Raw genomic sequence first — 1,587 nt, 5'->3', positions numbered from 1 at the left:
AATGTTCAGTATTCATTGAGCCGAACAAAATCTTAAATTGAAGAGTTTGATCATGGCTCAGATTGAACGCTGGCGGCAGGCCTAACACATGCAAGTCGAGCGGAAACGAGTTATCTGAACCTTCGGGGAACGATAACGGCGTCGAGCGGCGGACGGGTGAGTAATGCCTAGGAAATTGCCCTGATGTGGGGGATAACCATTGGAAACGATGGCTAATACCGCATGATGCCTACGGGCCAAAGAGGGGGACCTTCGGGCCTCTCGCGTCAGGATATGCCTAGGTGGGATTAGCTAGTTGGTGAGGTAAGGGCTCACCAAGGCGACGATCCCTAGCTGGTCTGAGAGGATGATCAGCCACACTGGAACTGAGACACGGTCCAGACTCCTACGGGAGGCAGCAGTGGGGAATATTGCACAATGGGCGCAAGCCTGATGCAGCCATGCCGCGTGTGTGAAGAAGGCCTTCGGGTTGTAAAGCACTTTCAGTCGTGAGGAAGGTAGTGTAGTTAATAGCTGCATTATTTGACGTTAGCGACAGAAGAAGCACCGGCTAACTCCGTGCCAGCAGCCGCGGTAATACGGAGGGTGCGAGCGTTAATCGGAATTACTGGGCGTAAAGCGCATGCAGGTGGTTTGTTAAGTCAGATGTGAAAGCCCGGGGCTCAACCTCGGAATAGCATTTGAAACTGGCAGACTAGAGTACTGTAGAGGGGGGTAGAATTTCAGGTGTAGCGGTGAAATGCGTAGAGATCTGAAGGAATACCGGTGGCGAAGGCGGCCCCCTGGACAGATACTGACACTCAGATGCGAAAGCGTGGGGAGCAAACAGGATTAGATACCCTGGTAGTCCACGCCGTAAACGATGTCTACTTGGAGGTTGTGGCCTTGAGCCGTGGCTTTCGGAGCTAACGCGTTAAGTAGACCGCCTGGGGAGTACGGTCGCAAGATTAAAACTCAAATGAATTGACGGGGGCCCGCACAAGCGGTGGAGCATGTGGTTTAATTCGATGCAACGCGAAGAACCTTACCTACTCTTGACATCCAGAGAACTTTCCAGAGATGGATTGGTGCCTTCGGGAACTCTGAGACAGGTGCTGCATGGCTGTCGTCAGCTCGTGTTGTGAAATGTTGGGTTAAGTCCCGCAACGAGCGCAACCCTTATCCTTGTTTGCCAGCGAGTAATGTCGGGAACTCCAGGGAGACTGCCGGTGATAAACCGGAGGAAGGTGGGGACGACGTCAAGTCATCATGGCCCTTACGAGTAGGGCTACACACGTGCTACAATGGCGCATACAGAGGGCGGCCAACTTGCGAAAGTGAGCGAATCCCAAAAAGTGCGTCGTAGTCCGGATTGGAGTCTGCAACTCGACTCCATGAAGTCGGAATCGCTAGTAATCGTGGATCAGAATGCCACGGTGAATACGTTCCCGGGCCTTGTACACACCGCCCGTCACACCATGGGAGTGGGCTGCAAAAGAAGTAGGTAGTTTAACCTTCGGGGGGACGCTTACCACTTTGTGGTTCATGACTGGGGTGAAGTCGTAACAAGGTAGCGCTAGGGGAACCTGGCGCTGGATCACCTCCTTA

The 1,587-nt window shown here is 53.2% G+C and carries 1 rRNA gene; it reads left to right on the top strand.

The window, feature by feature from the left end:
- The first annotated feature begins 34 nt into the window (after positions 1–34).
- Positions 35–1,587 (top strand): 16S ribosomal RNA (locus R7F67_RS23875).

Origin of the sequence: Vibrio sp. YT-17, from assembly GCF_033337375.1 — a bacterium.
GTDB classification, from domain to species: domain Bacteria; phylum Pseudomonadota; class Gammaproteobacteria; order Enterobacterales; family Vibrionaceae; genus Vibrio; species Vibrio alginolyticus.
The sequence above is the reverse complement of the archived record's forward strand: the minus strand, read 5'-3'. Positions and strand labels throughout refer to the sequence as shown.